General features: G+C 72.2%; 25 protein-coding genes. 16 read left to right on the top strand and 9 right to left on the bottom strand.

Annotated elements, in window-relative coordinates; translation table 11 throughout:
• Positions 1-2 precede the first annotated feature (2 nt).
• From ABD091_RS07085 to ABD091_RS07070, 4 genes are read right to left on the bottom strand one after another with little or no spacing between them, the layout of a single operon-like run.
• On the bottom strand, positions 3-1,415 hold the full coding sequence (locus tag ABD091_RS07085) for a GH1 family beta-glucosidase (RefSeq protein ID WP_343916807.1): 1,413 nt from the start codon (positions 1,413-1,415) through the stop codon (positions 3-5).
• Positions 1,412-2,230, bottom strand: a complete 819-nt coding sequence (locus ABD091_RS07080; RefSeq protein ID WP_343916805.1) for a carbohydrate ABC transporter permease — start codon at positions 2,228-2,230, stop codon at positions 1,412-1,414. The genes ABD091_RS07085 and ABD091_RS07080 overlap by 4 nt, the downstream gene beginning before the upstream one ends.
• Positions 2,227-3,237, bottom strand: coding sequence for a carbohydrate ABC transporter permease (locus tag ABD091_RS07075; RefSeq protein ID WP_343916803.1), 1,011 nt, complete (start codon positions 3,235-3,237; stop codon positions 2,227-2,229). The genes ABD091_RS07080 and ABD091_RS07075 overlap by 4 nt, the downstream gene beginning before the upstream one ends.
• Positions 3,238-3,247: 10 nt before the next feature.
• On the bottom strand, positions 3,248-4,516 hold the full coding sequence (locus tag ABD091_RS07070) for an ABC transporter substrate-binding protein (protein WP_343916801.1): 1,269 nt from the start codon (positions 4,514-4,516) through the stop codon (positions 3,248-3,250).
• A gap of 174 nt (positions 4,517-4,690) precedes the next feature.
• Here ABD091_RS07070 and purD point away from each other — a divergent pair, with 174 nt between their 5' ends.
• The 4 genes from purD (at position 4,691) to ABD091_RS07050 (ending at position 8,497) form a co-directional block, all read left to right on the top strand.
• Complete coding sequence (gene purD, locus ABD091_RS07065) at positions 4,691-5,926, top strand: phosphoribosylamine--glycine ligase (protein WP_343916799.1); 1,236 nt, start codon at positions 4,691-4,693, stop codon at positions 5,924-5,926.
• Positions 5,927-5,947: 21 nt separating this feature from the next.
• The gene (gene purB / locus ABD091_RS07060) at positions 5,948-7,366 is read left to right on the top strand and encodes an adenylosuccinate lyase (protein WP_379189378.1); all 1,419 of its coding nucleotides are present in this window, start codon (positions 5,948-5,950) and stop codon (positions 7,364-7,366) included.
• Positions 7,363-7,731: a hypothetical protein gene (locus ABD091_RS07055; protein ID WP_343916795.1), complete on the top strand. Its 369-nt coding sequence runs from the start codon at positions 7,363-7,365 to the stop codon at positions 7,729-7,731. Before purB ends, ABD091_RS07055 begins: the two co-directional genes overlap by 4 nt.
• 73 nt (positions 7,732-7,804) lie before the next feature.
• The gene (locus tag ABD091_RS07050; RefSeq protein ID WP_343916793.1) at positions 7,805-8,497 is read left to right on the top strand and encodes a type 1 glutamine amidotransferase domain-containing protein; all 693 of its coding nucleotides are present in this window, start codon (positions 7,805-7,807) and stop codon (positions 8,495-8,497) included.
• 33 nt (positions 8,498-8,530) lie between these two features.
• On the opposite strand, the gene ABD091_RS07045 is transcribed toward ABD091_RS07050, so the two are convergent.
• Positions 8,531-9,943, bottom strand: a complete 1,413-nt coding sequence (locus tag ABD091_RS07045) for an MFS transporter (RefSeq protein WP_343916791.1) — start codon at positions 9,941-9,943, stop codon at positions 8,531-8,533.
• Positions 9,944-9,973: 30 nt separating this feature from the next.
• Here ABD091_RS07045 and ABD091_RS07040 point away from each other — a divergent pair, with 30 nt between their 5' ends.
• The 6 genes from ABD091_RS07040 to ABD091_RS07015 all read left to right on the top strand — a co-directional run bounded on the left by ABD091_RS07040 (position 9,974) and on the right by ABD091_RS07015 (position 15,212).
• Positions 9,974-10,417: an SRPBCC family protein gene (locus ABD091_RS07040; RefSeq protein WP_343916789.1), complete on the top strand. Its 444-nt coding sequence runs from the start codon at positions 9,974-9,976 to the stop codon at positions 10,415-10,417.
• A 10-nt stretch (positions 10,418-10,427) separates the two neighbouring features.
• Positions 10,428-11,288, top strand: coding sequence for a phosphoribosylaminoimidazolesuccinocarboxamide synthase (locus ABD091_RS07035; RefSeq protein WP_343916787.1), 861 nt, complete (start codon positions 10,428-10,430; stop codon positions 11,286-11,288).
• Positions 11,177-11,725: an SRPBCC family protein gene (locus tag ABD091_RS07030; RefSeq protein ID WP_343916785.1), complete on the top strand. Its 549-nt coding sequence runs from the start codon at positions 11,177-11,179 to the stop codon at positions 11,723-11,725. Before ABD091_RS07035 ends, ABD091_RS07030 begins: the two co-directional genes overlap by 112 nt.
• Positions 11,726-11,778: 53 nt before the next feature.
• A complete protein-coding gene (locus tag ABD091_RS07025) occupies positions 11,779-13,359 on the top strand; it encodes a long-chain-fatty-acid--CoA ligase (RefSeq protein ID WP_343916783.1) in 1,581 nt (526 codons plus the stop codon).
• Entirely contained in the window at positions 13,356-13,550 is a 195-nt protein-coding gene (locus ABD091_RS07020; RefSeq protein WP_343916781.1) for a hypothetical protein, read from the top strand. Before ABD091_RS07025 ends, ABD091_RS07020 begins: the two co-directional genes overlap by 4 nt.
• Before the next feature lie 81 nt (positions 13,551-13,631).
• Positions 13,632-15,212 (top strand): alpha/beta hydrolase, encoded by a 1,581-nt coding sequence (locus ABD091_RS07015; RefSeq protein ID WP_343916779.1) that lies wholly within the window; start codon positions 13,632-13,634, stop codon positions 15,210-15,212.
• Between the two features lie 4 nt (positions 15,213-15,216).
• On the opposite strand, the gene ABD091_RS07010 is transcribed toward ABD091_RS07015, so the two are convergent.
• Positions 15,217-15,720 (bottom strand): YflT domain-containing protein, encoded by a 504-nt coding sequence (locus ABD091_RS07010; RefSeq protein ID WP_343916777.1) that lies wholly within the window; start codon positions 15,718-15,720, stop codon positions 15,217-15,219.
• A 68-nt stretch (positions 15,721-15,788) separates the two neighbouring features.
• Between ABD091_RS07010 and purS the strand changes: the two genes are divergently transcribed.
• From purS to ABD091_RS06995, 3 genes are read left to right on the top strand one after another with little or no spacing between them, the layout of a single operon-like run.
• Positions 15,789-16,058 (top strand): phosphoribosylformylglycinamidine synthase subunit PurS, encoded by a 270-nt coding sequence (gene purS, locus ABD091_RS07005; RefSeq protein WP_343916775.1) that lies wholly within the window; start codon positions 15,789-15,791, stop codon positions 16,056-16,058.
• Positions 16,055-16,723, top strand: coding sequence for a phosphoribosylformylglycinamidine synthase subunit PurQ (gene purQ, locus ABD091_RS07000; protein WP_343916774.1), 669 nt, complete (start codon positions 16,055-16,057; stop codon positions 16,721-16,723). Before purS ends, purQ begins: the two co-directional genes overlap by 4 nt.
• Before the next feature lie 6 nt (positions 16,724-16,729).
• The gene (locus tag ABD091_RS06995; protein WP_343916772.1) at positions 16,730-17,170 is read left to right on the top strand and encodes a DUF3817 domain-containing protein; all 441 of its coding nucleotides are present in this window, start codon (positions 16,730-16,732) and stop codon (positions 17,168-17,170) included.
• Between the two features lies 1 nt (position 17,171).
• Here ABD091_RS06995 and ABD091_RS06990 read toward each other — a convergent pair whose 3' ends face one another.
• From ABD091_RS06990 to ABD091_RS06980, 3 genes are all read right to left on the bottom strand, one after another.
• Positions 17,172-18,422 (bottom strand): MFS transporter, encoded by a 1,251-nt coding sequence (locus tag ABD091_RS06990; protein ID WP_343916770.1) that lies wholly within the window; start codon positions 18,420-18,422, stop codon positions 17,172-17,174.
• Positions 18,423-18,484: 62 nt separating this feature from the next.
• On the bottom strand, positions 18,485-19,819 hold the full coding sequence (locus ABD091_RS06985) for a glycoside hydrolase domain-containing protein (protein WP_343916768.1): 1,335 nt from the start codon (positions 19,817-19,819) through the stop codon (positions 18,485-18,487).
• A 46-nt stretch (positions 19,820-19,865) separates the two neighbouring features.
• Positions 19,866-21,401 carry an MFS transporter gene (locus ABD091_RS06980; RefSeq protein ID WP_343916766.1) on the bottom strand — a complete coding sequence of 512 codons (1,536 nt, stop codon included), beginning with the start codon at positions 21,399-21,401 and terminating at the stop codon, positions 19,866-19,868.
• Positions 21,402-21,507: 106 nt separating this feature from the next.
• On the opposite strand from ABD091_RS06980, the gene ABD091_RS06975 reads away from it, so the two are divergent.
• The 3 genes from ABD091_RS06975 (at position 21,508) to ABD091_RS06965 (ending at position 25,987) form a co-directional block, all read left to right on the top strand.
• Positions 21,508-22,056, top strand: a complete 549-nt coding sequence (locus tag ABD091_RS06975) for a TetR/AcrR family transcriptional regulator (protein WP_343916764.1) — start codon at positions 21,508-21,510, stop codon at positions 22,054-22,056.
• A gap of 29 nt (positions 22,057-22,085) precedes the next feature.
• On the top strand, positions 22,086-24,326 hold the full coding sequence (gene purL, locus ABD091_RS06970) for a phosphoribosylformylglycinamidine synthase subunit PurL (protein ID WP_343916762.1): 2,241 nt from the start codon (positions 22,086-22,088) through the stop codon (positions 24,324-24,326).
• An 86-nt stretch (positions 24,327-24,412) separates the two neighbouring features.
• Complete coding sequence (locus ABD091_RS06965; RefSeq protein ID WP_343916760.1) at positions 24,413-25,987, top strand: M28 family peptidase; 1,575 nt, start codon at positions 24,413-24,415, stop codon at positions 25,985-25,987.
• Positions 25,988-26,016 lie beyond the last annotated feature (29 nt).

The following is a 26,016-nucleotide window of genomic DNA, read 5'->3' as shown; positions in this document are numbered from 1 at the left end:
CCTCACGCTAGCGGCTCGGGGTCGGGCAGGTGGCCGGTGCGGCACACGCCGGCATACCAGCGTGCGCTGCTCTTGGGGGTGCGGACCTGGGTGTCGTAGTCGACGTGGACGAGCCCGAACCGCTTGGCGTAGCCCTCGGCCCACTCGAAGTTGTCGAGGAACGACCACGCGAAGTAGCCCCGCACGTCCGCCCCGCCCTCGATCGCTGCGTGGACGGCCCGCAGGTGCTGGTCGAGGTAGGCCAGGCGCTCCGGGTCGTCGACGCTGCCGTCGGCGCCCACCGTGTCGTCGTACGCCGCTCCGTTCTCGGTCACGACGAGCGGAACGCCGGGGTAGTCGTCGTGCAGCCGCATCAGCAGCCTGGTCAGGCCCTCGGGCTGGACCTCCCAGTCCATCGCCGTCCGCGGCAGCCCCCGGGTCGGCATCGAGAGCCGCGCCTCGACGAACGGGCTCGGCCGGGTGTCGGCCGGGTCGGGCCGGCCCGACACGGCGTCGCCGTGGTAGTAGTTCACGCCCAGCACGTCGATCGGCGCCGAGATGACCTCGAGGTCACCGTCGCGGACGACCTCGGTCCAGCCGAGGTGCTCGGTGTCGGCCAGCAGGTCGGAGGGGTAGGACCCGCGCAGGACCGGGTCGAGGAAGAGCCGGTTGTGCTGGGAGTCGACCCGTCGGGCGGCGTCGACGTCGGCGTCGGAGGCGGGATCGGCCGGGTCGGCCACGGTGAGGTTGAGCGTGATCCCGACGCTCTCGGCACCGCGGGCGCGCAGCTCCGTCGCCGCGGCGCCGTGGGCCAGCATGAGGTGGTGGGCCGCGCGCAGCCCGGCCGCCCCCTCCTGCCGGCCCGGCGCGTGCACGCCCGCGGTGTAGCCGAGGAACGCCGAGCACCAAGGCTCGTTGAGCGTCGTCCACACCGGCACCCGGTCGCCGAGCGCCTCGTGCACGGTGACGGCGTAGTCGACGAAGCGGTCGGCGGTGTCACGCACCGTCCAGCCGCCCGCGTCCTCGAGCACCTGGGGGAGGTCCCAGTGATAGAGCGTCAGCCAGGGCGAGATGCCGTGGCCGAGCAGCTCGTCGACGAGCCGGTCGTAGAACCCGAGCCCGGCGGCCGACGGTGCGCCGGCGTCCGGGCGGACCCGCGGCCAGGCCACGGAGAAGCGGTACCAGCCGACCCCGAGGTCGGCCATGAGGGCGACGTCCTGCGGCATCCGGCGGTAGTGGTCGCAGGCGACGGCGCCGGTGTCGCCCCCGACGACCGCGCCGGGCACGCGCGAGAAGGTGTCCCAGATGGAGGGGCTGCGGCCGTCGGCGGTCTCGCTCCCCTCGATCTGGTAGGACGCCGTCGCCGTCCCCCAGCGGAAGCCCGCCGGGAACTGCAGGCGGTGGGGCGCGGCGGTGCTGGTGCTGGTGGTGGTCATCCCTTGACGGCTCCTTGCATGATGCCGGCCACGAGCTGGCGGCCGGTGAGGACGAAGAGGACCAGCAGCGGGATCGTGGCCAGCGTGGTGCCGGCCAGCACGAGGCTGTAGTCCTTGAAGAACCCGCTCTGCAGCTGGTTCAGGGCGACCTGGATGGTCGGATTCTCGGCGGGGAGGGCGATCAGCGGCCAGAAGAAGTCGGTCCACACCTGCATGAAGGTGAACAGCCACAGGATCGCGGCGGCCGGGCGGGCCGCGGGGACGGCGACGTGCCAGAAGACGCGGATCTGGGAGCAGCCGTCGATGCGGGCCGCCTCGATCAGCTCGTCCGGCACGGCGTCGACGAGGAACTGCCGCATGAAGAAGACGCCGAAGGCCGTCACCAGCCACGGCACGATGACCGCCCACATGGTGCCGGTCCAGCCGAACTTCGACATCAAGATGAACAGCGGCACGACGCCGAGCTGGGTCGGCACGGCCATCGTCGCGACGACGAACACCATCAGCGCGGCCCGACCGCGGAAGCGCAGCTTGGCGAAGGCGTAGCCGGCGAGGGTGCAGAATAAGACCACCGAGACGGCGGTCACCGTCGACACGAGCAGGCTGTTGCCGAGCGCCTTCCAGAAGGGGATGGTGTCGAGCGCCCGCTGGGCGTTGTCGAGGAAGTGGCCCCCCGGCAGCAGCGGCGGGACGCCCTGGGCGGCGACCTCCTTGGTGTGGGAGCCGAGGAGGAAGGACCAGTAGAGGGGTCCGGCCGAGCCGAGCACGAAGGCGATGAGCAGGCCGTAGGTCAGGAAGCCGGGTCGACGGGTCACCGGTCACCCCCTCCGAGTCGTCCGAGGCGGCGGATCGCCAGGTAGTTGAGGACGGCGAAGACGCAGATGAGCAGGAACAGCATCCACGCGGTCGCAGAGGCCCGGCCGAGGTCGCGCAGCTGCCAGCCGAAGTCGTAGACCAGCATCGTGATCGTGCCGAACTGGCGGTCCGCGCCGCCGTTGTGGGCGGCAGTGTCGTCGAAGAGCCGCGGCTCGGCGAAGATCTGGAGCCCACCGATCGTCGAGGTGATGACGACGAAGATCATCGTCGGCCGGATCATGGGCAGCGTGACCGACAGGAACTGGCGCACCTTGCCGGCGCCGTCGAGCTCGGCGGACTCGTAGAGGTCGCGCGGGACGGCCTGCATCGCGGCGAGGAAGATCAGCGCGTTGTAGCCGGTCCAGCGCCAGTTGACCATCGTGGCGATCGCGACGTGGCTCGCGAACCGGTCGGTGTGCCACTGCACGGGCTCGAACCCGACCCACGTGATGATCTCGTTGAGGAGGCCGTAGCGGTCGCCGAAGAGGCTGCCGAAGATGATCGCGACCGCGACGGGGGAGACCACGAACGGCAGCAGGATGCTCATCCGCCACCACGTGCGGCCGCGCAGCTGGGTGTCGAGCAGGGCGGCCAGCACGACCGCGATGACGATCTGCGGTCCCGAGGAGAGCACGAAGATGCTCAGCGTGTTGACCGTCTGCTTGACGAAGTAGGGGTTGTCGAGGACCTCGCGGTAGTTCTCCAGCCCCACGAACTCACCCTTGCCGCCCAGCAGGCTCCAGTCGTGGAGCGAGATCCACGCGGTGTAGCCGAGCGGGAAGAGCCCGATGAGGGCGAAGAGCACGAAGAACGGGGAGATGTAGAGGTAGGGGGACCAGCGGACGTCCCAGTGCGAGAGCCGCTGCCGCCAGGTGAGGCGGTCGGGAGCGGGGGCCGGGGGGGTGGCCGACGGCGGGGACACTCCAGGAGTGGTGTCCCCGCCGCGGACGGTGGCGAGTCGGGTCATCGCTCGGGCGTCAGCCCAGCGCCTCGACGTCGGCGAGGAACTGGTCCCACGACTTCGACGCGTCCATGCTGCCGTCGTCGACGCGCAGGATCGCGGTCTGGAAGGCGGTGAGGATGTCGGAGTACTTCGGGCCCTTGTGGGGCTGGACGGTGACCGCCTCGGCGCGGTTGGCGAGGATCTCGCCGGTCGGGGCGTCGTTGAAGAAGGCGTTGGTCATCCCGGTGACCTCGGGGGAGTCGAGCGCCTCGACCTGGCTCGGGAACGTGCCCTTCGCGGCGAAGGCCTTCACCTGCTGCTCCGGCGCGGTCAGCCAGGCGGCGACCTCCTGCGCCTCCTCGACGTGCTCACCCTGGGAGGGGACGGTCAGGAACGAGCCGCCCCAGTTGCCACCGCCGCCCGGGAAGACGTCGGCGAAGTCCCAGCCCTTGACGCCGTCGGCGTTGCCCTCGACGACGCCGAGCATCCAGCCGGGGCAGGCCATGGTGGCGAAGCCGTCGTTCTGGAACGAGGCGGTCCAGTCGTCGCTCCACTGCGGGAGCCGGGTCGAGAGGCCCTTGCCGACGTTGTCAGTGATGGTGCCGTAGAGCGCCTCGAGCTCGGGGTTCTCGACGTCGACGGTGTTGTCGTCGGTCTCGAAGGGGTTCTCGACCTGGTTGAGCATCGCCTGGGCGACGCCGCCGCTGGAGTCGTACCACGCGGTGTCCGGCACCTTCGCGACGAAGTCCTCGCCGGTGGCGAAGTAGTCGTCCCACGTGCCCATCAGGCCCGCGACCTCCTCGCGGTCGGTGGGCAGACCGGCCTTCTCGAACAGGTCGGAGCGGTAGCAGATGCCCTCGGGGCCGATGTCGGTCGCGTAGCCGATCATCTGGCCGTCGGCGTTGGTGGCCTTCTCGCCGACCCAGTCGAGCCAGCGACCCTCGAGCTCGGGGTCGGTGAGGTCCTCGAACGCGCCGGACTCCGCCAGGATCGCCGGCATCGCGTCGCCCTCGATCGCCTCGATGTCCGAGAGGCCGGATCCGGCCGCGAGCTTGGTGTAGAGGTTGGCCTTGGCGTCGTCCCAGGTGCCGACCTTGACCTGCTCGACCTTGATGTCGTCGTGGGAGTCGTTCCACTCGGTGATGAGGTCCTCGTAGCCGAACTCGTTGAAGGTGGCGACGGTGACCGTCACCGGTCCGTCGCCGTCGGCCGATCCGCTGTCGCCGCCGCAGGCCGTCATCAGGCCGAGCGAGAGCACTGCCACGCCGCTGAGGGCGAGCCGTCGCTGGTGGGTGTGTCGCACTGGGTTTCTCCCTGAGGTGTGGTGAGAGCGCTTCCACTCTGAGTTGCGAAGTACGGTGACAGCCGTCACAGCATGGTGTCAAGGCATGCGTGAAAACTTGTGTAACGCGAGTGGGAGCGCTCCCACTGCGGACGCCGTCGGCAGGCGGTCTCGCGCCGACTAGGCTGGCGGCCCGTGAGGACCCTCGTCATCGGCACCGGCGGCCGTGAGCATGCCCTGGCCCGCGCCCTCTCCCTCGACCCGGGTGTGACGGAGGTGCACGCCGCGCCCGGCAACCCCGGCATCGCTGCAGTCGCGACCGTCCACGACGTCGACCCGATGTCCGGGCCGGCCGTCGCCGCCCTGGCCGCCGGCCTGGGCGTCGACCTCGTGGTGGTCGGGCCGGAGGCGCCGCTGGTCGCGGGCGTCGCCGACGCGGTGCGCGAGCGCGGCATCGCCTGCTTCGGGCCCAGCCGTGAGGCGGCCGAGCTTGAGGGGTCGAAGGCCTTCGCCAAGGACGTGATGGCTGCGGCGGGTGTCCCGACCGCGGCCGCCCGCGTCTGCACGACCGCGGCGGAGAAGGAGGCTGCCCTCGACGAGCTCGGGGCGCCCTACGTCGTGAAGGACGACGGGCTGGCCGCGGGCAAGGGCGTGGTGGTGACCGAGGGCCGGCAGGCCGCGCTCGACCACGCCCTCGCGTGCGACCGGGTCGTGGTCGAGGAGTTCCTCGACGGGCCGGAGGTCTCGCTCTTCGCGATCACGGACGGGACGACGGTCTACCCGCTCCAGCCCGCCCAGGACTTCAAGCGGATCGGTGACGGCGACGCCGGCCCGAACACCGGGGGCATGGGCGCCTACACGCCGCTGTCCTGGGCGCCCGACGACCTCGTCGACGAGGTGCTGCGCGACGTGCTCCAGCCGACGGTCGACGAGCTGGCGCGACGGGGGACCCCGTTCGCGGGCCTGCTCTACGCCGGGCTCGCGCTGACCAGCCGCGGCACCCGGGTCGTCGAGTTCAACGCCCGGTTCGGTGACCCCGAGACCCAGCCCCTGCTGGCCCTGCTCGACTCTCCGCTCTCGCCGCTCCTGCACGCCGCGGCCACCGGCGGGCTCGCCGACGTCGAGCCGCCGCGCTGGAAGGACGGCGCCGCCGTTGCCGTCGTGATGGCGAGCGCCGGCTACCCCGAGTCGTCGTCGACGGGTGACGTCATCACGGGGGTCGGCAGCGCCGACGCGCTGCCGGACGTCCACGTCATCCACGCCGGGACGGCGCTCGCCGGCGACGACCTGGTGACCGCCGGCGGCCGGGTGCTCGCGGTCGTCGCGACCGGGTCGTCGGTCGCCGACGCCCGGGGGGCGGCGTACGGCGGGGTCGAGGCGATCGCCTTCGACGGCGCCCAGCACCGCACCGACATCGCGGCCGGCCGCTGAGCCCGTGGGAGGATGAGGCACGTGACCGTGCCGAACGTCCTCGCCACCCGCTACGCCGCTGACGACCTCGTCGCGATCTGGTCGCCCGAGCACAAGATCGTGCTCGAGCGGCAGCTGTGGATCGCGGTGCTCAAGGCCCAGCGCGACCTCGGCGTCGACGTCCCCGACGGGGTCGTCGAGGCCTACGAGGACGTGGTCGACAAGGTCGACCTCGAGTCCATCGCCGCGCGCGAGCGGGTCACCCGCCACGACGTGAAGGCCCGCATCGAGGAGTTCTCCGCGCTGGCGGGCCACGAGCACATCCACAAGGGGATGACCTCGCGCGACCTGACCGAGAACGTCGAGCAGCTCCAGGTCCGTCAGTCGCTGGCGCTGCTCCGCGACCGGGCCGTCGCGACCCTGGCCCGGCTGGCGCGCCTCGCGGCCGAGCACGAGACCACCGTCATGGCCGGCCGCTCCCACAACGTCGCCGCGCAGGCGACCACGCTCGGCAAGCGGTTCGCGACCGTCGCCGACGAGCTGCTGGTCTCCGTCGAGCGCGTCGAGGACCTGCTCGCGCGCTACCCGCTGCGCGGCATCAAGGGGCCGATGGGCACCGCCCAGGACATGCTCGACCTGCTCGACGGCGACGCCTCCCGCCTCGCCGACCTCGAGCAGCGGGTCGCCGCCCACCTCGGCTTCGAGCGGGTCATGACCAGCGTCGGCCAGGTCTATCCCCGCAGCCTCGACTTCGACGTGCTCTCGGCTGTCGTCCAGCTCGTGGCCGCCCCGTCCAACCTCGCCACGACGATCCGGCTGATGGCCGGCAACGAGCTGGTCACCGAGGGCTTCGTCGAGGGCCAGGTCGGGTCGAGCGCGATGCCCCACAAGATGAACACCCGTTCCTGCGAGCGGGTCAACGGCCTCGCGGTCGTCACCCGCGGCTACCTCTCGATGGTCGGCGAGCTCGCGGGCGACCAGTGGAACGAGGGCGACGTCTCCTGCTCCGTCGTACGCCGCGTGGCGCTGCCCGACGCCTTCTTCGCCGCCGACGGGCTGTTCCAGACGTTCCTCACCGTCCTCGACGAGTTCGGCGCCTTCCCCGCGGTGATCCAGCGCGAGCTCGACCGCTACCTGCCCTTCCTCGCGACGACGAAGGTGCTGATGGCCGCCGTCCGTCGCGGCGTCGGTCGCGAGACCGGCCACGAGGCGATCAAGCAGGCCGCCGTCGGCACCGCCCTCGCGATGCGCCAGGGCCAGGCCGAGAACGACGTCTTCGCCAAGCTCGCCGCCGACGACCGGCTCGGGCTCTCGCGCGCGGACATCGAGGCCCTCGTCGCCGAGCCGATCGCGTTCACCGGTGCCGCGGTCGCCCAGACGCAGGCCGTGGTGCGGGCCGTCGAGGAGCTGTGCGTCCGGCATCCCGCGGCCGCGGCGTACGCGCCCGGCGCGATCCTGTGAGCGGCGGGGCGCCGGGCGAGCTCCGGCTGCACGTGCAGGGCACCATGCTGTTCTCCTTCGTCACCCCGACGGTGATGCTGAACCACGAGTTCCTGCCCGTGAAGTACGGCGAGAACGTCTTCCCGGTGCTTCCCGGCAGCCATCAGCTGCACATCCACACCGACTGGATCTGGACGTACGGCAAGGTCCGCCGTCCGGTCGAGATCCGCACGGGCGAGAGCGTCGAGCTGTGGTACGCCGCGCCGGCGCTCACGTTCCTCCCGGGGCGCCTCGGGGTGGGGAAGCAGCGTCACGCGGGTCTGGTCGGTCTCGTGGTGTTCCTGGTGCTCGTGGTGGCGTTGATGGTGTGGCTCATGACTCTTTGAGGCCGCGGCAGGAATGGCCGCACGGGGGTGTGGGGTTGGGGACGGGGAACCCCCACCAGAGAAGGAGACCCGCATGAGCAAGATCCTCTTCGTCGTGACCGGAGCCCGCGCCTGGACATTGAAGGACGGCAGCGAGCACCCCACGGGCTACTGGGCCGAGGAGCTCGTCGCGCCCTACCAGGTCTTCACCGAGGCTGGTCACCAGGTCGTCGTGGCCACGCCGGGCGGCGTGGAGCCGGTCGTCGACCAGGGCAGCCTCGCTGCCGAGGCCAACGGCGGTCAGGAGAACGCCGACGCGCTGCGCGAGGCGATCGACGGCATCGAGCAGCTTCGCTCGCCCGAGTCCCTGGAGCTGGTCGACCTCGCGGCCTACGACGCCGTGTTCTACCCCGGCGGCCACGGCCCGATGGAGGACCTGTCCGGCGACGCCCACTCCGCCCGGGTCCTCGTGCAGGCGCTGGAGTCCGGGAAGCCGCTGGGGGTCGTGTGCCACGCCCCGGCCGCGCTGCTCGCCACCGAGGTGGACGGCAGCTCGCCGTTCGCCGGCTACCGCCTGACCGGCTTCACCAACGCGGAGGAGGGCCAGGCCGGCCTCGCCGACGTGGCGCCCTGGCTGCTCCAGGACCGCCTCGTCGCGCTCGGCGCCGACTTCCAGGAGGGCGAGCCCTGGGCCGAGCACGTGGTGGTCGACCGGACCCTCTACACCGGTCAGAACCCCGCGTCGTCGGGCCCGCTGGCCCGCCGGATGCTCGACGACATCGCCTGAGTCGCGGACCCGGTCCCGCCCGCTGCCGCGTCCCTACGCGGCGGCGGGTGCGGGCTCAGGGCGGCGGGCCGACCGGATCGCCATGGCCATCGCGAGCGAGAGCACGACCAGCGCGGTGAGCAGCGCCACCCGGGCGGCGACCGGGGGGTCGAAGGGCCTCAGCGCGAACTGATAGCTCGTCATCAGCAGCGCCGCGCCGAGCGCTGACCCGATCCGCTGGCCGGTCTGCAGCGCACCACCGGCCGCGCCCCCCATCGCGGGCGGGACGTCGGCGAGGGTCAGCGTGAAGTTGGGGGAGATGACGCCGCCGCCGCCGACGCCGGCGAGCAGCATGGCCGGTGCGAGCGTCCACCAGAGGCTCTCGGTGGGCTGGGCGACCAGCCAGGCCGACAGGACGGTGCCGGCCATCATGACCCCCAGCGCGAGCAGGGTGATCGAGCGGCCGATCCGACTGACCAGCCGGCCGGCGACGAGGGAGGAGCCGGCGGCGCCCACCGCGAACGGGGTCAGCAGCAGCGCGGTCTGCAGGGCGCTCAGGTCGCGCCCCTCCTGCAGGTGGACCGACAGCACCAGGAAGACCCCGGTGAAGCCGGTGAAGTAGAGCGTGCCGACGGCGAGCCCGTCGGCGTATCCGGGGATCCGGCGCAGCAGGCCGACGTCGAGCAGCGGCGGCCTCCCGCGGTCCGCCGTACGCCGCTCCCAGTGGACGAACCCCCACGCGAGCAGGGGTACGGCGGGCAGCAGCGCCAGCGGCCAGGTCGCGCCGGACTCGACGCTGACGAGGGGGTAGAGCACCGCGAGCACGGTGAGCCCGAGGAGCAGCGCGCCCGTGACGTCGATCCGGGTGTCGGCCTCCGGGTCGGTGGTGTCGGCCGGGATCAGCCTGCGGATCAGCAGCAGCGCGACCAGCCCGATCGGGACGTTGACGAGGAAGAGCCACCGCCAGCCCTGGTCCGGCCCCAGCAGCGCGATGATGCCGCCGCCGATGAGCGGGCCGGTCGCCGAGGCGACCGAGACGGTGAAGCCGAAGAGCCCGAACGCCCGCCCGCGCTCCGGCCCGCGGAAGAACTGCTGGATCAGCCCCGAGTTCTGGGGCGTCAGGAAGCCGGCGCTCGCGCCCTGGACCAGCCGAGCGACCACGATCCAGGTCGCGTTCGTCGCCAGGCCGACGGCCGCGCTGGAGACGACGAACCCGACCAGGCCCCAGGTCATCAGCGCCCGCCGACCGTGGGCGTCGCCCAGTCGGCCGCCGGCGACGAGGGTCAGGCCGAAGGCGAGGGCATAGCCGGACACGACCCACTGCACGGCGCCGGCGCTGGTGTCGAGTCCTGCGCGGATCGAGGGGATCGCGACGTTGACGATCGTGACGTCGAGGAGGGACATGAAGCCGACCAGCAGGCTGACCGACAGGATCCTCCACCGGCGTGGGTCGGGCTGCTCGCTCATCAACCGCCACCTTCTCACTAGGCTCCACACGTGGCAGGCGTGGACGTGCTCGTGGAGACCCGTGTCGAGCGACCGGTCGCGGTCGTGGCGGCGTACGCCGGCGACCCGGGCCACGCGCCGGAGTGGTACGCCAACATCCGCGAGGTGACCTGGCGGACCGCACCCCCGGTCGCGGTCGGCAGCCGGATGGACTTCGTCGCCCACTTCCTCGGCCGCCGGCTCGCCTACACCTACGAGGTCGTCGAGCTGGTCCCCGGAGAGCGGCTGGTGATGCGCACCGCCGACGGGCCGTTCCCGATGGAGACGACCTACACCTGGGAGCCGGAGGGCGACGGCGCGACCCGGATGACCCTGCACAACCGTGGTCGGCCGAGTGGCTTCGCCGGGGTGGCCGCACCGGTGATGGAGAGCGCGATGCGGCGCGCCACGACCAAGGACCTGGCGCGGCTCAAGGCGCTGCTCGAGTCGCACTAGGGTGGGCGTCGTGACCCTCGAGCACCTCCACTCCGGCAAGGTGCGCGACCTCTACGCGATGCCCGACGGTCCGGACGGCCCTCGGCTCCTGGTGGTCGCCAGCGACCGGATCAGCGCCTTCGACTTCGTCCTCGACTCCGAGATCCCCGACAAGGGCGAGATCCTCACCCGGATGTCGCTGTGGTGGTTCGACCAGCTCGCCGACCTGGTGCCCCACCACGTGCTCTCGACCGACGTCCCCGCCGAGTACGCCGGCCGCGCGGTCGTCTGCGAGCGGCTCGACATGTTCCCCGTCGAGTGCGTCGCGCGCGGCTACCTGACCGGCTCCGGCCTGCTCGACTACCGCGCCACCGGCGAGGTCTGCGGCATCGCGCTCCCCGAGGGCCTCGAGGACGGGAGCCGGCTGCCCGAGCCGATCTTCACCCCCGCGACGAAGGCCGACCTGGGCGACCACGACGAGAACGTGTCCTACGACGCCGTCGTGGCGACGGTGGGGGCCGACGTGGCGGCCGAGCTGAGGCGGCTGACGCTCGCCGTCTACGGCCGCGCCGAGGAGATGGCCCGCGAGCGCGGGATCATCCTGGCCGACACCAAGCTCGAGCTCGGCCGTCGCGCCGACGGCACGATCGTGCTGGCCGACGAGGTGCTGACGCCCGACTCCTCCCGCTTCTGGCCCGCCGATGACTGGCAGCCGGGCCGGGCGCAGCCGTCCTACGACAAGCAGATCGTCCGCAACTGGCTGCTGTCCCCCGAGTCGGGGTGGGACAAGGCGTCCGGCGACGCCCCGCCGCCGCTGCCCGAGGAGGTCGTGGCGCGGACCCGCCAGCGCTACGTCGAGGCCTACGAGCTGCTGACCGGGGAGCGGTTCTGACCACGGTCGAGTTCTCCGGCCGCGTCGACCTGCTCCACCCGCCGGAGGCCGTCTTCCGCTACCTCGCCGACCCGCGCAACCGGCCGGAGTGGCAGTCGTCGCTGATGTCGGTGACGCTCGAGGACCGCGACGCCGAGCCGCACGTCGGCCAGGCGTGGCGCGACAACACCATGGCCGGCGTCCGGCCGCGGATGCGCACCACCGAGCTCACGCCGTTCCGGCTCTGGACCGAGGAGGGGACCTGGGGCGGCATCACCGCGACCCTGCGCCTCCGCTTCACCGCCATCACCTCGGGCACCCGGATCGACGCGACCGGTTCGCTCACCGGCAGCGGCGCCTGGTCGGTGCCCGTCCGGGTCGCCGGCCGACTGGCCGGCCCCGCGATCCGGCACGACCTCGCCAGGGCGGGGGACGTCCTGGCGCGTACCCACCGGTAGCTCATGTCGTGAGGACCCTGTTGCGTCCACCACACCTCCCCTAGGGTCAGGTCATGGCGACCCTCAACCTCGCGTCCCTGCTCGAAGACTCCGCCGCGGCGTACGGCGACCGCGAGGCCGTGGTCCTCGTCCGGCCCGACGGCCAGACGACCCGCCTCACCTACGCCCAGGTCAACGGCGCCGCCAACCAGGTCGCCAACCTCCTCGTCAGCCGCGGCATCCAGCCCGGCGACAAGGTGGCGCTGAGCTGCCCGAACCTGCCCTACTTCCCGATCGTCTACTACGGGATCCTCAAGGCCGGCGCGACAGTGGTCCCGCTCAACGTGCTGCTCAAGGGGCGTGAGGTCGCCTACCACCTCGCCGACAGCGACGCGAAGGCCTACTTCTGCTTCCAGGGGACACCGGAGCTGCCGATCGGGCAGGCCGGCCACGACGGCTTCGAGCAGAGCGCGGGCTGCGAGCACTTCTTCATGATCACCGCCGACCCCGCCGCGCCCTCGCCGATCGACGGCACCGAGACCCTCGGCCAGGGGATGTCCGGGCAGGCACCGACGTTCGACACGGTCGCCACCGACGCCGACGACACCGCGGTCATCCTCTACACCTCGGGCACGACCGGCCAGCCCAAGGGCGCCGAGCTGATGCACCGCAACATGCACTCCAACGCGCTGACCGGGGAGGCGCTCTTCGGCGCCGACGCGAGCCGGCCCGACACCTACCTCTGCGTGCTGCCGCTGTTCCACTCCTTCGGCCAGACCGTGATCATGAACGGCGGCTTCGCCTACGGCGGCACCGTCGTGATGCTGCCGCGGTTCGAGGCCGAGCCGGCGCTGCGCACCATGGCCGCCGAGGGAGTGACCTTCTTCGCCGGTGTCCCGACGATGTACTGGGGGCTGCTCGGCGCGCTCGACGACTCCGGGGTCGACGTCAAGGCACTGGCTGCGAACCTCCGCGTGGCGGCCGCCGGCGGCTCGGCGCTGCCGGTCGAGGTCCACAAGGACTTCGAGCGCCGATTCGGTGTCACGATCCTCGAGGGCTACGGGCTGTCGGAGACGTCACCGGTGGCCTCCTTCTCGCCGTTCGGCGGCGAGGTCCGGGTCGGCTCGATCGGCGTCCCCATCCCCGACGTGGCGATGAAGCTGATCAACCCCGACTGGAGCGAGGTCGACGACGACCCGGACGCCGTCGGCGAGATCGCGATCAAGGGCCCCAACATCATGAAGGGCTACCACGGCCGCCCGGAGGCGACGGACGAGGCGATCCGCGACGGCTGGTTCCGCTCCGGCGACCTCGGCAAGCGCGACGCCGACGGCTGGTACTACATCGTCGACCGCTCCAAGGACATGATCATCCGCGGTGGCTACAACGTCTATCCGCGCGAGCTCGAGGAGGTGCTCATGGAGCACCCGGCCGTCTCGCTCGCCGCGGTGATCGGGGTCCCCCACGAGAGCCACGGTGAGGAGATCAAGGCCGTGGTCATCAAGAACAAGGACCACGACGACGTGACCGAGGACGACCTGGTCGCCTGGGGCAAGGAGCAGTTCGCCTCCTACAAGTATCCCCGCATCGTGGAGTTCCGCGACGAGCTGCCGATGACGGCGACCGGCAAGATCCTCAAGCGCGAGCTCTCGTGAACGGACGCGCCCTCGGCCTGGTGGTCGCGGTCGTCCTGGTGCTCGTCGGCGGTCTGTGGACCCTTCAGGGCCTTGGCTACGTCGGCGGCAGCGCGATGACCGGCTCGCAGACCTGGGCGATCATCGGACCCCTCGTCGCCGGCCTCGGCGTCGCCCTCGCCATCACCGTCCTCGGCCGCAAGCCCTCCTGACCGGGTGACGAGGGCCGGACCGGCCGGACCCCCTACCGAAGTCGCTGTCGGAGGGGTCACACCCGTGCCTACGATCCGCGCATGATGCACCGGACGATCTCGGGGTCCCTGCTCACCCTCGCCCTGGCCGGCGGGCTCCTCGCACCGGCGGGTGCTCCGGCGACGGCGGCGGCGCCGCCCGGGGTCGACGTCCCGGTCATCGCCTGGGCCCCGTGCGAGGAGGCTCCGGACTTCGACTGCGCCACCGTCCCCGTGCCGCTGGACTACGACGAGCCCGAGGGGGCCACCGTCGACCTCGACGTCCTGCGCGCGCCGGCGACCGGCGATCCCGAGGACCGGATCGGCAGCCTCTTCGTCAACCCCGGCGGCCCCGGTGGCACGGCCCGCGACTTCGCCGCGTTCTTCGGCGAGCTCGTCCCCGCGTCGGTGTCCGAGCGCTACGACATCGTCGGCATCGACCCGCGCGGCACGGGCCCGAGCGCCCCGATGGTCTGCAGGACCGACGCCCAGCGTCCCGGCTACCCGCGGACCTGGTTCCCGACCAACGGCAAGCAGGCCCGGAAGCAGATCCGCTTCGACAACTGGTTCCGCGGCGCGTGCGATCCCGCGACCGGTGACCCCTCCCCGATCGTCGCCCAGATGTCCACCGCCGACACGGCGCGCGACATGGACCTGGTCCGCGAGGCGGTCGGCGACTCCGAGCTCCACTACTACGGCATCTCCTACGGCACCCAGCTCGGGACGACGTACGCCGCGATGTTCCCCGAGACCGTCGGCCGGATGATCCTCGACGGGGTGCTCGACCCCGAGGAGTGGACCACCGGTCACGGCGACGCCGCGACCCGCCCCTTCTCCGAGCGGCTCGGCAGCGGCTACGGCGCGTGGCAGTCGCTGACGGCGGCGTTCGCCGAGTGCGACCGTGTCGGCAAGCGCCGCTGCGTGCTCGCCGGTCACGCGAGCGAGGCGTGGAACGACGTGATCCGCACGCTGCGCAGGGGCCCGGCCAAGCGCGTCCGCTACGACATGGTCGTCGGCTCCGCGCTCTCCTACCTCTACTCGCCCGACGGCGTGCCGTGGCTGATGAAGGAGATCAAGCGTCTCCACCGCGCGCTGTTCGGCCGCAGCTCGCTGCGCGTCGACGCGTGGCGGCCCGGGGCGGTCCAGCGTCGCGTGAGCGACCGGTTGCCCCTCCCCGGTCCGTACGCCGCCGGCGGCTGGGCCCGCACCGGCAACGCGTTCGCCGGGGTGGCGTGCTCCGACTCCGACAACCCGGAGGCCCCGAGCGCCTGGATCGCCGCGGGCAACCGCGCCGACAAGGCCTCACCGTGGTTCGGCAAGCTCTGGACCTGGGCCTCCAGCCCGTGCGCCCGCTGGCCCGAGGCGCTCCAGGAGGACCGCTTCGCCGGGCCCTTCGACGTCGCTCCGGCCAACCCGGTCCTGGTCGTCGGCAACACCTACGACCCGGCCACGCCGCTCCACGGCGCCCGGGCGGTCAACCGGCTGCTCGACGGCTCGCGGCTGCTCGTCCTCGACGGCTGGGGCCACGGCGCGCTGGCGGGCAGCCCGTGCATCGACGACGCCTACGCGGCCTACCTCGTCGACGGCGCCCTGCCCCGCCCCGGGACGGTCTGCCGGCCCCGCCGCGCCCTCTACCCGCGCTGACCGGTCAGGCGAAGGGGTCGGGGAGGGCACCGGGGAGCCCGGCGAGGAGCTCGCGGGCGCGGCCGGCGACCTTGTGCTCGACGAGCACCTCGTAGCGGGTGGCGACCACCTGGGTGACGGAGGCGAAGTCGCGGCGGCCCCGCGTCGCGGCGTACCCCACCCACGCCCAGGCGGCGCCGAAGAAGGCGCCGGTGACGGCCGCGAACAGGACGACCCCGACCACGCTGCCCTCGGCGAAGAGCGCGAAGACCAGTCCGATGAAGAGGCCGAACCACAGTCCTGACAGGCCGCCGCCGGCCAGGACGCGGCCCGTCGTGAGCCGGCCGGTGATGCGCTCGATCCGCTTGAGGTCGGTGCCGACGATCATGCAGTGCTCGACCGGGAACTCCTCGTCGGCGAGGAAGTCGACGGTGCGCTGGGCGGCCGCGTAGTCGTCGTAGACCGCGAGCGACTGCGGGTACTCCAACCGCAGCGGACGGTCGCCGGGGACCGGGGACTGGGTGCTCATGCCTCGAGTCTGCCCCTTCGCCCTAGGATGGGGGCCGTCCCCGAGAGCCCGTCCCCAGGAGCAGCACCGTGGCCCGTGTCGTCGTCGACGTCATGCCCAAGCCGGAGATCCTCGACCCCCAGGGCAAGGCGGTGCTCGGAGCACTGCCCCGCCTCGGCTTCGAGGGGGTGACCGACGTCCGCCAGGGCAAGCGCTTCGAGCTCGAGGTCGAGGGCGAGGTCACCGACGAGATGCTCGCGTCGGTCGAGAAGATGGCCGAGACGCTGCTCTCGAACCCCGTCATCGAGAACTTCGCGGTCTACGTCGAGACCGAGGCCGCCAGCGAGGTCGCGGAGTGAAGGTCGGGGTCGTCACCTTCCCGGGCTCGCTCGACGACCACGACGCGCGCCGCGCGGTCACGATCGGCGGCCACGAGGCGGTCGCGCTCTGGCACGGCGACCACGACCTGCGCGACGTCGACGCGGTCGTCCTGCCCGGCGGGTTCTCCTACGGTGACTACCTGCGCTGCGGCGCCATCAGCCGCTTCGCGCCGGTCATGACCGAGGTCGTCGAGGCGGCCCACCGGGGCATGCCGGTCCTCGGCATCTGCAACGGCTTCCAGATCCTCTGCGAGTCCCACCTGCTGCCCGGCGCCCTGATCCGCAACGACCACCGGAAGTTCGTCTGCCGCGACCAGCGGCTGCGCATCGAGAACGCCTCGACCGCCTGGACCAACGCCTACGAGCCCGGCGACGAGATCACCGTCGTCCTCAAGAACGGCGAGGGCGGCTTCGTCGCCGACGAGCCGACGCTCGACCGGCTCGAGGGCGAGGGGCGGGTCGTCGCGCGCTACCTCGACGACAACCCCAACGGCTCGCTGCGCGACATCGCCGGCATCACCAACGAGCGCGGCAACGTCGTCGGCCTGATGCCCCACCCCGAGCACTCCGTGGAGGAGCTGACCGGGTCGGGCACCGACGGGCTGGGGTTCTTCACCTCGCTCGCCGCGGCCCTGCTGGGCTGACCGCCCATGAGCCCCCAGCTGTTCCGCCGCGTCGCCGTCGCTGAGGCCTTCACCTGGGCCGGGCTGCTGGCCGGGATGTTCCTGAAGTACGTCACCGGGACCACCGAGCTCGGCGTCCAGGTCTTCGGGATGCTCCACGGGGTGGTCTTCATCGGCTACCTGCTGACCACCCTCGTGGTCGCGGTCGACCAGCAGTGGTCGGCCCGCCGCGCCCTGCTCGGCCTCGCCTGCGCCGTCCCGCCTTTCCTCACCCTCTGGTTCGAGCGGTACGCCGCGAGCCGCGACCTCCTCGCCGACCGGTGGCGGCTGCGGACGGCTGACCCGGCGACCGCGACCGAACGGCTGGTCGCCTGGCTCGTGCGCCACCCGGCACGCGGCGCCGTCGCCGGGCTCGCCGGTGTGGCCGTCCTGACCGGCGCCGCGCTGCTGGTCGGCCCGCCGGTCTGACTCAGGCGCCGACCGGCGCGCCGATCCGGACCAGGTGCCGCTCGGCGGCCCGGGCCGCGGGGTGGGCGACGGCCGCCGCCGTGACGCCGATCGCGGCGATGACGACCCAGCCGGCCACCCCCCACTCGAGGGCCAGGAAGGTGAACAGGGCCGGGAAGATGATCGGCTCCAGCTGGTAGCCGAGGCCCCAGACGCCCTGGTAGTCGCCGAGGCGCCGGTGGTCGCTGAGCTCCGACGTCAGGCCCCAGTCGGCGGCGGACTGCCACAGCTCGGCGCCGGTGATGGTGACGTGGCCGGCCCAGATCAGGACGATCGAGACCCAGCCCACCGTGTCGTGGGTGACGGCGATGACGGCGCAGGAGACGAGGAACGCCCAGCCCGACCACCGCACCGCGCGTAGCGACCCGGTCACCGAGTCGGCCACCCGCGACGCCCGGACCTGGAGCAGCACCGCGAGCACGGTGTTGGTGCCGAACAGCCACGCCAGCAGCACCGGCGGGGCGTCCGTGCGCTCGACCAGCCACAGCGGCACCACGACGTTGAGCAGCACCTGGTTGGACGACAGCACCCCGTTGCAGGCGGCCAGGACGACGAAGCCGGTGTTGCGCCAGGCGGCGGGGGAGGCAGTGACCCCGTCGGCGACCGTCTCGACCGGCACCGACCGGGTCAGCCTCGGCAGCGTCGTCGCGATCATGATCGCGTTGAGGACCAGGAGCCCGCCGGTCAGCAGGGGGATCAGTCGGACCGCATCGGTCCCCAGGCCGAGGGCGACGCCGCTCGCGCCGGCGCCGAGCGTGTAGCCGACGTTGCGGGCCGCTCTCATGTAGGCGAGCGCCCGGACCCGGACCTCGCGGGGGAAGACCGCGATCCGGTAGACGTTGCGGGCGTTGCGCGCCGCGGTCTCGACGACGGCGAGGACCGACAGCATCGTGACGAAGCCGGCCATGCCGCCGATGACGGGCCACGCGAAGTAGAGGCCGGCCTCGAGCGCCGAGGCGAGCACCCACAGCGGCTTGGCGCCGACCCGGTCGGCCAGCCGTCCGAGCGGCAGCTGGAGCACGAGCGCCACGCCCGCGGCGATCGAGAGCCCGAGCCCGACCTCGGCCCCGCTGAGCCCGACGACCCGGGTGAAGAAGAACGCGGTGCCGGTGAGGAACGAGCCGGTGGCGAAGGCCGAGAGCACGCACTGGAGCGCGAGGTCGCGCTCGAGCTTCGTCGGCGGGACCACGGCCCGCCACCACCTCAGGAACATCCGGACCCCCCGCTCGTACTATCTCGACGTCAAGATACTACGACTCGGCCTGCACCCACCCGTCACCGCTTGCCGCGGCGCAACGCCTTCCAGGTCGTCCCGGTCACGATGCCGTTGGCGGTCTGGTCGCGGCGGCCCTGGTAGGCCTTGACCGCCTTCACGGTCGCCTGGTTGAAGACCCCGGTGACCTTGAGGTCGAGCGTCGCGCTGGCCGCCTTCAGGGCCCGCTGCACGCGGCGTACCTCCTCTCCGGCGGAGCCGAGCTTGAGGACCGGGTGGGGTCCGACCGCGTGGAGGCTCATCCAGTGCACCCGCCCCCATGTGCGGGTGGCGCTGAAGCCGTGGGAGGTCTGCCAGGCGTTGGCGGCCTCGATGGTGCGCTCGTTGTAGGTGCCGTGGAGCTTGCCGTCGTAGAGCCCGGCCTCCGTGAGCAGGCACTGGAGCGCCATGACCTGGTTGGTGGCGGTCGTGTCCTCGCCGAGCACTTGGTAGGTGTCGAGGTTGACCTTGGTCCCGCCGCAGTGCTGGACCCGGGGGGCCCACGAGCCCTTGCCGAGGTCGAGCCAGTTGCTGTCGATGTTGATGCTCACGCCGCCCCACGTCTCGGTGTGGCCGCCGCGGTACTGCTTCATCCGGCCGCCGGGGCGCCAGCCGTCCTCGCGGATGTAGGTGGTGGAGGTGTTGGCGTTGCCGTCCCACCGCGCGATCCAGATCCGGCTCGGGAGGTTGAAGGCGTCGGGCCGGTCGACGCGCGCGTCGTCGAGCATCTTGATGCCGGAGCTGGCACTGGAGTAGACGCCGGTGACGTAGCCGAGCGCCTCGATCTTCGTGTTGTAGGCCGACAGGAAGTGCATCGCCGACTCGCGGCAGCGGGTGTTGGTGACGTCGAAGCCCTCGAGGTCGTACCACAACGTGCTCTTCGGGGCGATCCCGAGCGCCTGCGCGGCCTCGACCGTCTTGACCGCCTCACGGCGTGCCTGGCGGCGCGCCTTGGGGTAGGTCCCGCCGCTGCCCGGGCGGGTGCGGATCGTCGGGTCGTTGCCGTAGCGCGGGAAGCTCGGGTGGCAGGCGGCCTGGGGGCCGAGCGTGATGGGGAGCAGCTTCCAGCCCTTGCGGAGCTGGGTGGCGACCCACTTCTTCGTGAGGTTCGGCTGGTCGCGGCAGCCGCGGCTGTCGCCGGAGATGTAGATCCCGACGGCCAGGAACGGTGAGTGCTTCAGCCAGGCGTTCATCGAGCGCTGGGTGGGCGCGAGGCACTGGTCGAAGCCGTGGCCGGTGAAGTTGCCGGGGGTGGCGACGTTGCCGGCACCCGCGGGGGACGGGGTGGCGAGGGGGGCGCTCGCGACGACGGCAGCGGTCAGCAGGCCGGTCAGCCAGCGGCGGACGGGGGTACGCATGGTGGGCTCCAGGGGAAGGGGGCGTGCCGCACCATAACCCCACCAGTCACACCCGTATCAGGTGTTCGAGGGAACTACAGACCTGTAGTTCCCCCGACCCTGATCCTGAGGCAGCCAGGTCGGCCACCGGTGCGGGCTCCGGGTCGCGCTCGACGACGGCCGCGGGCGCCGTACGCCGCAGCAGGCCGGCGACCGTGACGACCAGCGCCGTGCCGGCGAAGGCGGCCGAGGTGAGGAACGCCGCCCGGGCGCCGGGCACGAAGCTCTCCGGGACCGCGCCGGCTGCGTAGACCGACGCGACGACCGCGACGCCGATCGCGGCGCCGAGCTGCTGGGTGGTCTGCAGCAGGCCGGAGGCGGCTCCGGCGTGCTCGGGCTCCACGCCGGCCAGCACGGTCGCGGTGACCGGCATGAAGACCAGCGCCCCGCCCGTGCCGGCGAGCAGCATCGGCAGCAGCACGCCCCCGACGTACGTCGAGGTCTCGCCGACCCCGCTGAGCAGCACGAAGGAGAGGGTGAGCAGGGCGGTGCCGACCGCGATCAGCCGGGGTGCGCCGACCCGGCCCAGCAGCTGCGGCGTCACGCGGGACATCCCGAAGATCGCCAGGCTGAAGGGCAGGAACGCGAAGCCGGTCGCGAGTGGCCCGAGCCCGAGGACCCGCTGGTCGTACTGGACGGTGAGGAAGAACATCGAGAGCTGCCCGCCGACCACCAGCGCCATGACCACGAGGGCGAGCACGCGCTGCCGGTCGCGGAGCAGGGCCGGGCGCACCATCGGGTGCGGGTGACGCCGCTCGGTGCGGACCAGCAGGGCCAGCGAGAGCAGGCCGAGGACGACGCCGCCGACCGTGCGGGCGGAGAGCCAGCCGTGCTCGGGCGCCTGCACGAGCGCCCACACCAGCGAGGTCGCGCCGAGGGTGGCGGTGACGGCGCCGACCACGTCGAAGCGGCCATCGCGACGCGGGGTCTCGTCGACGAAGCGGGGCACGAGCATCAGCACGGCGAGGCCGATCGGGACGTTGATGAAGAGGGTCCAGCGCCACGAGCCGACGTCGGTCAGCAGCCCGCCGAGGACGAGCCCGATCGAGGCGCCGCCGGAGGAGACGGCGCCGAAGAGGGCGAGCGCGCGGTTGCGGGCAGCGGTGTCCGGCGCGTTGGTCGTGAGCAGGGCCAGGACGCTGGGCGCGGCCATCGCGGCGCCGACGCCCTGGAGCGTGCGGGCGGCGACCAGCTGGCCGGGCGTCTGGGCCAGCCCGCCGAGCAGCGAGGAGACCGTGAAGAGGGCGAGGCCGCCCTGGAAGAGCAGCCGCCGGCCGCGGACGTCGCCGAGGCGACCCCCGAGCAGCAGCAGTCCGCCGAAGGCGAGCGTGTAGGCGTTGAGGACCCAGGAGAGGGCGGCCGGACCGAAGCCGAGGTCGGCGTCGATGCGGGGGAGGGCGACGTTCACGACGGTCGCGTCGAGCACCAGCATCAGCTGGGCCACGAGCACGATCGCGATCCCCGTCGCCGCGCGGGTAGCGTCCGGCGGCAGCTCGGTGGGGAGCTCGCTCGGGGCGCCGGTGGGGCGGGAGAGGAGTGTCACGGGAGAGTCCTGTTCTGGCCGGAGCGGCCGGTGTACTCTTAGCGGAGAAGTTCTCCGCTTCCCTGAACAGTAGCGGAGACTATCTCCACTTAGTAAGGGGTGAGTGATGCGCGCCGATGCGCAGCGCAACCGCGACCGGATCGTCGAGGTCGCGCGCGAGGTGTTCCGCGACCACGGCTACGACGCCTCCCTCGACCTCGTCGCCAAGACCGCCGGGGTCGGCGCCGGGACGCTCTACCGCCACTTCCCGACGCGCGAGAACCTGCTCGACGCGATCATGCAGAGCTGGGTCGACCGGGTGCAGGAGACGACCGAGAAGGTGCTCGCCTTCGAGGGCGAGCCGCGCGACCTGCTCGTCCGCTGGCTCGAGGCCTACGCCGAGCTGATCAGCCTCCACAAGGGCGGGCCTGCCAAGCTCACCGCCGCGATGGGCAACCCGCAGAGCCCGATCGCCCACAAGTGCGGCGTGCTCGCCGGCGCCACCCAGCAGGTCGTCGACCGGCTGCGTGCCGAGGACGCGCTGCGCGAAGACGTCGACGCCGTCCGGGTCTGCCAGCTCGTGGGCGGCGTCGCCACCGTCGCCGACAACGCCGACCAGCCGGTCGCGCAGGTGCGGCCACTGCTCGAGGTCGTCGCCGACGGACTGCTGCGCTGACCCGCGACGTACGCCGGTAGATTGACCGCGTGCTCGACACCGTCGCCACCGCCGCCGAGGACCCCCACCACGACCAGCCCTGGTCCGAGCTCGGGCTGAAGCCCGACGAATACCAGCGGATCCGCGAGATCCTGGGCCGTCGCCCCACCAGCAGCGAGCTGGCGATGTACTCGGTCATGTGGAGCGAGCACTGCTCCTACAAGTCGAGCAAGGTCCACCTCAAGCAGTTCGGCGAGATCCCCCAGGAGACGCCGGTCGGCAAGATGCTCGCCGGCATCGGCGAGAACGCCGGCGTGCTCGACATCGGCCAGGGCTACGCCGTCACCTTCAAGGTCGAGTCGCACAACCACCCGTCCTACGTCGAGCCCTACCAGGGGGCCGCGACCGGCGTCGGCGGCATCGTCCGCGACATCCTCGCGATGGGCGCCCGCCCGGTCGCCGTGATGGACCCGCTCCGATTCGGACCGCTCGACGCGGCCGACACCCAGCGAGTCCTGCCGGGGATCGTCGCGGGCGTCGGCGGCTACGGCAACTGCCTCGGCCTGCCCAACATCGGCGGCGAGGCGGTCTTCGACCCGACCTACCTCGGCAACCCGCTCGTCAACGCGCTGTGCGTCGGCGTGCTGCGCCACGAGGACCTCCACCTCGCCAAGGCGTCGGGCACCGGCAACCGCGTGGTGCTCTACGGCGCGCGGACCGGAGGCGACGGCATCGGCGGGGTCTCCGTCCTCGCGTCCGAGACCTTCGACGAGGGCGGTCCCGCCAAGCGGCCCAGCGTCCAGGTCGGCGACCCCTTCATGGAGAAGCTGCTCATCGAGTGCACCCTCGAGCTCTTCGCCGCCGGCGTGGTCGCGGGCATCCAGGACCTCGGCGGTGCCGGTCTCTCCTGTGCCACGTCCGAGCTCGCCAGCGCCGGCGACGGCGGCATGCACGTCGAGCTCGACCTGGTCCCGCTGCGCGACTCCACGCTCGCGCCTGAGGAGATCCTCATGAGCGAGAGCCAGGAGCGGATGATGGCGGTCGTCGAGCCGGGCGACCTCGAGGCCTTCCTGGAGATCTGCGCGAAGTGGGACGTCGAGGCGGTCGACATCGGCGAGGTGACCGACACCGGGCGGCTGGTCATCGACTGGCACGGCGAGCGCGTCGTCGACGTACCCCCGCGGTCCGTCGCCCACGACGGCCCGACCTACCACCGGCCCTTCGCCCGCCCCGACGAGCAGGACGCGCTCCAGGCCGACCGGGCCGAGCGGCTGCCGCGGCCGGCGACCGGGGAGGAGCTGCGCGAGACGCTGCTGCGCCTCGCCGGCAGCCCCAACCTCTGCGACAAGTCGTGGATCACCGACCAGTACGACCGCTACGTCCGCGGCAACACCGTGCTCTCCCAGCCCAGCGACTCCGGCATGGTCCGCGTCGACGAGCAGACCAACCTCGGGGTCTCGGTGTCGACCGACTGCAACGGCCGCTTCGCGCGCCTCGACCCCTACGCCGGCGCCCAGCTCGCCCTCGCCGAGAGCTATCGCAACGTGGCGACCGGTGGCGCCCGACCGCTCGCGGTCAGCGACTGCCTCAACTTCGGCTCGCCCGAGGATCCTGCGGTCATGTGGCAGTTCGCCGAGGCCTGCCGCGGCCTCAAGGACGCCTGCCTCGAGCTCGGCATCCCGGTGACCGGCGGCAACGTCAGCCTCTACAACCAGACCGGGGAGACCGCGATCCTGCCGACCCCCGTCGTCGCCGTCCTCGGCGTCGTCGACGACGTCACCAAGCGCACCCCGACCGGCTTCCGGGCGGAGGGCGAGGAGGTGTGGCTGCTCGGCGAGACCCGCGAGGAGCTCTCGGGCTCGGAGTGGGCCCACGTCGTCCACGGCCACCTCGGCGGGATGCCGCCCCAGGTCGACCTCGCCGCCGAGCAGCGGCTTGCGGCGTTCTTCGCCGAGGGTGTCGGGCTGCTGACCAGCGCCCACGACCTCTCCGACGGCGGCCTCGGCCACGCGCTCGTGGAGTCGGTGCTCCGCGACGGCGTCGGGGCGACGGTGTCCCTCGACGGCGACGCCTTCGTCGCGCTGTTCTCCGAGTCCGCGGCCCGCGCCGTCGTGACCGTGTCGCCCGAGGACGCGGAGCGGCTCGCGTCCCTGGCGCAGTCCCACGGCGTGCCCCTCACCCGGATCGGCGCGACCGGCGGCGACGCGCTGGTGGTCGAGGGCCAGTTCGAGGTCGGTCTCGAGGAGCTGCGGCAGGTGTGGACCGTCACGCTGCCGGCCGTGCTGGGCTGACTGGTCTAACACCCCGTGGCCGCCGGGTGCGGCCGCTGCTTGACTCCCCGCAGGGCTTGGCGCCCGGCCGGGCCAGGGGAGGTTCCATGGACACCACTGCACGCCGCCGCGCCTTCGCGGTCGGCGTCATCACCACCGCGCTCGTCGGCCCGACGCTCGTCGTCACCTCGCCGGCCCACGCTGACCCGATCAGCGAGACCCGTGCCATCCGCAAGGCCGTCACCCTGACCGGCGTCCGTGAGCACCAGCAGGCGTTCCAGCAGATCGCGAACGCCAACGGGGGCACCCGTGCCTCGGGGACGCCGGGCTACGACGCCTCGGCCGACTACGTCGAGGACAAGCTCACCGCCGCCGGCTACACCGTGACCCGGCAGCCCTTCGACTTCGCCTACTACCAGCTCCTCGCCACGCCGGAGTTCCAGCAGATCAGCCCGAGCGCGGTGACCTACGCCGAGGGCATCGACTTCGCGGACATGGCGTACTCGGGCTCCGGCAACGTGACGGCCGCCGTGCAGGGCGTCGACCTGTTGCTCCCCCCGGGCCCCACGGCCAACACCAGCACCAGTGGCTGCGAGGCCGGCGACTTCGCCGGCTTCATCCCCGGCAACATCGCCTTGATGCAGCGGGGCAGCTGCGCGTTCGGGCTGAAGGCGGCCAACGCGGAGGCTGCGGGCGCGGTGGGGGTGATCATCTTCAACGAGGGCCAGCCCGGCCGCACTGACACGCTCTTCGGCACTCTGGGGGCCCCGGCCGGCATCCCCGCGATCGGCACGTCGTTCGCCCTCGGGCAGGAGCTGGCGAACACGCCCGGCCTGACCGTCCGGATCGAGGTCGAGGCGATCTCGGAGATCCGCTCCACGGTGAACCTCTCTGCGCAGACCAGCGGTGACGCCAACAACGTCGTGGTCGTCGGGGCGCACCTCGACAGCGTGGCCGGTGGCCCGGGCATCAACGACAACGGGTCGGGATCGGCGGCGATCCTGGAGATCGCGGAGCAGTTCAAGCGGCTCAACATCAGTCCGCGCAACCAGGTCCGGTTCATGTGGTTCGGTGCCGAGGAGAACAACCTGATCGGGTCCTCCTTCTACGTCAGCAGCCTGTCCGAGGCGGAGCTCGGCCGGATCCGCGCCAACCTCAACTTCGACATGATCGGCTCGCCCAACTTCGTCCGTTTCGTCTACGACGGCGACAACTCGGCGTTCCCGGTGAGTGGCGGTGCGACCGACGGGCCCCAGGGCTCGGGCGAGATCGAGCGGATCTTCCGCGACTACTTCGTCTCCCAGAACCTGCCGTCGTCGGAGACGCCGTTCAACGGGCGCAGCGACTACGGGCCCTTCATCGCCCAGGGGATCCCCGCGGGTGGGCTGTTCACGGGTGCCGAGGGCGTCAAGACCGCGGCCGAGGCGGCGGTCTACGGCGGTACGGCGGGTGTGGCCTACGACCCGTGCTACCACCAGGCCTGCGACACCTTCGCCAACAACAGCAACACCGCGCTCGATCAGATGTCCGACGCCGCGGCCCAGGCGACGTTGCTGCTCGCCAAGCGCAACCTCACCCGGAAGCCGCTCGTCGACCCGGCGCAGCCGGTCAGTGCCACGGCCGGCGCCAGCGTCGGTGGCGGCGGGCTCCACCCCGACCACGGCGAGGAGGTCGCCCGCTGAGGACCTAGGTTGGGGCGGTGACGTCCCCG

The sequence above is a fragment of the Nocardioides aestuarii genome (assembly GCF_039527245.1).
Classification (GTDB): Bacteria; Actinomycetota; Actinomycetes; order Propionibacteriales; family Nocardioidaceae; genus Nocardioides; species Nocardioides aestuarii.
Note: the sequence above shows the minus strand (reverse complement) of the source record. Positions and strands in the feature narration are given on the sequence as shown.